The organism is Ruegeria arenilitoris (assembly GCF_013030985.1).
Classification (GTDB): Bacteria; Pseudomonadota; Alphaproteobacteria; order Rhodobacterales; family Rhodobacteraceae; genus Ruegeria; species Ruegeria arenilitoris_B.
Genome location: NZ_WPYP01000026.1, coordinates 1 through 4,803, shown reverse-complemented (window position 1 = coordinate 4,803; position 4,803 = coordinate 1). Strand labels below are relative to the sequence as shown.

4 protein-coding genes are annotated in these 4,803 nt (G+C 65.2%); 1 reads left to right on the top strand and 3 read right to left on the bottom strand.

The window, feature by feature from the left end:
• Position 1: 1 nt before the first annotated feature.
• Genes GOX88_RS23200 through GOX88_RS23190 form a run of 3 tightly spaced genes read right to left on the bottom strand, consistent with a single transcriptional unit; the run spans position 2 to position 4,123 of the window.
• Positions 2-1,381, bottom strand: a complete 1,380-nt coding sequence (locus GOX88_RS23200; RefSeq protein WP_170407801.1) for a polysaccharide biosynthesis/export family protein — start codon at positions 1,379-1,381, stop codon at positions 2-4.
• 25 nt (positions 1,382-1,406) lie between these two features.
• Entirely contained in the window at positions 1,407-2,060 is a 654-nt protein-coding gene (locus GOX88_RS23195) for a YjbF family lipoprotein (RefSeq protein ID WP_170407798.1), read from the bottom strand.
• Positions 2,057-4,123: a YjbH domain-containing protein gene (locus GOX88_RS23190; protein WP_170407795.1), complete on the bottom strand. Its 2,067-nt coding sequence runs from the start codon at positions 4,121-4,123 to the stop codon at positions 2,057-2,059. The genes GOX88_RS23195 and GOX88_RS23190 overlap by 4 nt, the downstream gene beginning before the upstream one ends.
• Before the next feature lie 345 nt (positions 4,124-4,468).
• Here GOX88_RS23190 and GOX88_RS23185 point away from each other — a divergent pair, with 345 nt between their 5' ends.
• Complete coding sequence (locus GOX88_RS23185; RefSeq protein WP_170407792.1) at positions 4,469-4,786, top strand: hypothetical protein; 318 nt, start codon at positions 4,469-4,471, stop codon at positions 4,784-4,786.
• The last annotated feature ends 17 nt before the right edge of the window (positions 4,787-4,803 follow it).

The following is a 4,803-nucleotide window of genomic DNA, read 5'->3' as shown; positions in this document are numbered from 1 at the left end:
ATCAATTCACTGCAGCGACGATTGGAGTTGTGATGAGTGATGGGGTGATTTGGCTGATTGTTCTGCCCCATTTTGTGACGGGGTTTTCGGCGATGAAGATGATGTCGTTGTTGCGCAGTTCGAACTGTGCGGCGAGTGTGAGGTGTGCGGCGTTGCGGGTATCGAGGTGCCATGCGGTGACGGCGCCGAACTCGCGGGGGTCCTGGGCGGCGCGCAGGACGTAGACTTCGGAGGCGTCGCCGGTTTCCTTGGCCACGCCGCCGCCGGTGTCATAGAGCGCGTCGGCCAGGGTAGCGGAGTGGTTGAAGGGCAGGGCATAGCGGCCCTGGGTGCGGACCTCGCCGGAGAGGTAGACGTAATCGCGGTCGATGGCGTCCAGTTCGATGGACTGGATGAAGTTGTCGCGGCGTTCATCCAGATCGGCGCGGCGCAGGTTGACGGCGACGTTCAGTTCCTGCAGCGCGGTCTGGCGGCCTTCCAGCACGGTCTCGCGCAGGGCGATCTGCTGGGCAAAGTAGCGCTCGGCGCGGTCGAGGTCATAGTCGGTGTCGACAAAGACCGAGTCATCGGCGATCAGGTTGAGGTTCTGCAGTTCGGTGCGGGAATAGAGGTCTTCAAGCGGGATCTGATAGACATTGCCGTTGCGGTAGATGCGCACCGAGGAGTTGTCGATATCGCTGACCGAGACCGAGCCTGCGGCCGAAAGCGCCTCGCCCAGGGTCAGCTGGGTCAGGGTGATGGGCTGCACGCCGGGCTGGCCGACGGCGCCGCCGACCGAGACGCGGCGGGAATTGAACTCGGCGATTTCCAGGCTGAAGGTGGGGTCGATCTGGTTTTCCACCAGACGCTGGAACAGCAGCGCCTCGGCCTCGTCCACGGTCAGGCCGACCAGGCGCACGCGGCCGACATCGGGGATGTTGATCGAGCCGTCATCCTGCACGGTATAGCCGTTGCGGCTGTTCTGCGCGGCCAAGAGGCCCGACAGCTCTCCGGCTGTGCCCTGGGTCGAGGGCGTGGACAGCACCAGCACGTCGCCGATGCCGATCGTGTAGGCGCCGGGGTTGACCTGTGGCGGCGGGTCCAGCTGCAGCCCGGCGCGCGATCCGTCCTGGGTCGAGGGGGCCTCGGGCAGGGGGCCGGTGCCGCGCAGGCTGCTGGAGGAGCCCGATCCGGCCGACAGCGCAAACACCGAGGGCAGGGTCTTGGGCGCATAGGGCGAGCGGTTGGCGACCAGCACGGTCTCGGGCGTCACCGGCACGACGCGGACCTTGCCGGCATCCGACACGCCTGCGGTCACCGAGGGGCTGCGGTAGATGGTCGAGCATCCGGCGATCAGGCCGCCCAGGGCCAGCGCACTGAGGATAAGGGAAGTATGACGCACGAGCTGTCCTCCGCTGTTCAAAACCTTAACTATCATCGGGCACCCGTTTTATGAACATGTTGCCCAGGAAATCGCCGGTCCATTGCGAGGACTGGACGATGCGGCCGGTGCTGTTTTGCACCCAGTAAATGTTGGTGAACTGCTGGGCCAGCCCATAACAGTCTTCCTGCTGTTTTTGCGTGGCGATGGGGATGCCCTGCACAACAACGGTGTCGGGGCCCAGCGGGGTGATCCGGCATCTGTAGGCGTGCAGCTCGATCTCGTCATCGCCGTTGAGAAAGCTGTGAAAGCGTTCGGCGTGGCCCGCACTGCCGGCCAGGATCAGCGCCGCGCTCTGGCGCAGATCCGACCCGGACATGCCGCCGCCAAAACCGATGGCCGAGGTCAGCATCCCCTGTTCCAGCGTGATGGCGGCGCCATCCGCGGTCAGCCAGGTCTGGACCCCGTCACGCTCGGTCTCCAGCAGCATGACACCGGCCAGATCGCGGCTGGGAAAGCCGACCTCGAGCCGGGGCGGGATCGGGCGGCGCGCGGCCAGCGCCTCGGCGCGCGGATGGAACCGGGGCGTGTTGGGAAACAGCGCGCCTTTCAGCAGCTCGGTATCCTCCTGCGCTTCGCCGCAGGAGATCAGCAGCAGGGCCAGCAGGGCCAACAGGGCAGGGCGTCGCAGGGCTTTCATCGCCAGAACCTCCCCCAGCCGCGGGACAGGTCCTGGGCGCGGGCCTCGCGGGTGACGCCGTAAAGCCGGTTGCGCACGTTCAGCCGCGCGCCGCCGTCGCGCAGGATGGGGCGGATGGTCTGGGCGATCTTGTTGCGCGACGGTCGTCCTGTCAGCCACGAGACAGGGATCTCCAGCCGGATGCCCTTGTCGAACGAGCCTTCGCCGAAATCATCGAAGCTGACATCGGTCAGGGTAAAGAAGGCACCGACCTTGAAGCCGTTGGTGAACTCGCGATCCAGCGTGAAGGTGGCGCCGTAGTCGCCGGCCAGATAGCGCCCGACATCGACCTGCGCGTGATAGTCGCCGGGCAGATCGTAATAGGCCGACACATGCCCGGTGGCGACATTGTAATCCTGAAAGCCGAACAGCACGTCATAGTCGCGTTGGGCGACGTAATTGGCCTCGACCCCCAGGGCCAGGCGGCTGTCGGTGGGGTACCACAGCAGTTCGGTGGAAAGCCCGCCGAACATGGTCTCGAGATAGCCCAGCGTGGTGCGGGCATAGAGGTCCTTGCCCGGCCGCCACATGTACTCGGCGGTCATATGCTCGACGCGCAGGTTGGATTCGCGGGCATAGATCGCCCAGTCCGAGCGCACATGCGGCAGCGGCGAATCCGAGACCCGGGTGCTGTCATCCAGCGTGCTGAGGATCGGCTGGCGCAGCTCGGTCGACAGGGTGAAGCCGGGCAACAGGGTGTAATCCAGCCCCAGCGCCGCCCCCACCTCATAGCGCAGCGGGTCGTCGGGGTCGAAGAACGAGAGGTTCAGATAGGGCCCGAACCGGTAGGAAAAATGCGGATAGGCATCGGTCAGAATGCCGCCCTGCAGCAGCGGGATCGTGTCCGAGATCTCGGCGCGGGCAAAGCTGCGCCAGGCATTGTCGGGGTCGTGCTCCAGCTCATAGAGGTCGTCGCGATTGACCCGCACCGCACTCAGCGGCACGCCGTTCGACATCAGCGCGATGTCGAACTGTTCGGCCTGCGGCGGTTCTTCGTTGGCCAGCACGCGGGCGGTGCGCCCCAGCGCCTGGGCGGCCTGGCCATAGCGGTTGTTCTCGACCCCGACCTGAACGGTGTCGCCGGTCCCGGACAGGTAGACCAGCCGCAGCCCTTCCTGATCCAGCGCGTTCTGCAACCGGTCGCGGATGTCGCCCTGGGAGCGGTCTGCGGTGGCGGCGGCGATCTGGGCTTCGGGCCGCAGCGGCGGTGGTGCTGCGCCCTGCCCGCCGGGGGTCACCGCTTTGCGCGGATCGACAAAATAGCTCAGCGTCAGCCCCAGCGTGGTGCCATAGAGATAGGATGTGGTCAGCTGGGTGCCGTTCTTGAACCGGTATTGCAGCCCGACATTGATCGGCGATTTGACCCTGAGACCGTTTGCGACCGCTTCCTGGGTATAAAGATCGGGGGAATACTCGGCCAGGAAGGTCAGCCGGTCGTTATACTGCCAGCTGACGCCGCCGAACAGGGCCGCGTCGCCGCGGAACCAGTTGCCGAAATCCACCTGGCCCGTGGCGGAAATCCCGCCCTCGTTCGGTGCCGCCCGGGTGTCGAACCGGTCGCCGAAGATGCCCAGCGGGTTCGAAAACGCGCCGCGTCCGGCCATCCGCCCCCAGCCGATGCCACCGGTCACCTTGAACCGGTCTTGAAAGGTTTTTGTGGCCACGAAATATTCCGCGGCATAGATGCCGGTGCCGCCGAAATCGCGCAGCCCCATCACGATGGCCGGGCTGTGTTTGCTTTCCTCGCGCAGCCGGAAATGCACGTCAAAGCTGCGGTCGTAAAGCGTCTTGTCGGGGGTGTTGAACCTGTCGATCACGGCATAGCGGAAACTGCCATTCACCCAGGGCAGCATCTGGAAGGTCATCGTGCCCCGCCCGGTGTTGCGCAGCCCGGCGGCGGTGAAGACCAGCATGCCGTCCTCGAACATCTCGGCAGTCGGGGTCTCGAGCAGACCGGGCGTGCCATAGGTCGAGACCGACTGCGCCTGCGCCATGCCCGTCGCTGCCGCGCACACCAATGCCATCAGGCCTTTCCGCCTTGCTGATACCGCTCGAATCTTCACGTCAGTTTATCACTTTTTTTACGGCGCCTGATTAGCCGGTTTTGCCTGTGGCGTCTTGTGTCAATTCGCTGTTGCGGGGTTTCCTGCGGGTTTGTGGCTGATCTGCAATTTGGTCGGGCGGTTCGCTGGTTTTAAGCACGGTGCGGCCCGGGCCCGGCGGAGGCGGCGGTCCGGGCGGGCTCTGTGGCAAGCTGCTGAAAAACAGGGCTTTCCCGCCATATCCGCAGATTTTTTTGCGGATGCGGCATTCTCAGGTCTGGTCAGCTGTGATAGCCTCCGCCCAAGACTTGGTTTAGGAGATTCACGATGATCAGAACAGCACTTCTGATTCTGGCCCTTTCGGCCACCAGCGCATATGCGCAGGACACCTCCGGCGCGGCAACCACTGCTCAGACAACCGCACAGACCGGCGGTGCAGGCGCGGGCGCAGGCGGCGGTGGTGCCGCAGCAGGGGGCGCGAACGCAGCAGCAGGTGCCGGTGGCGCCGCAGCCGCAGCCGGCGTGACCGGCTTCGTCCCGCTTGTCGCACCCGCCCTCGGCGTCGCCGCAGCCGCAGCAGGCCTCGCAGCCGCAGGCGGCGGCGGATCCGCTAACAGCACCACAAGCACCGTCAGCACAAACTAAGACACATAAAAAACAAC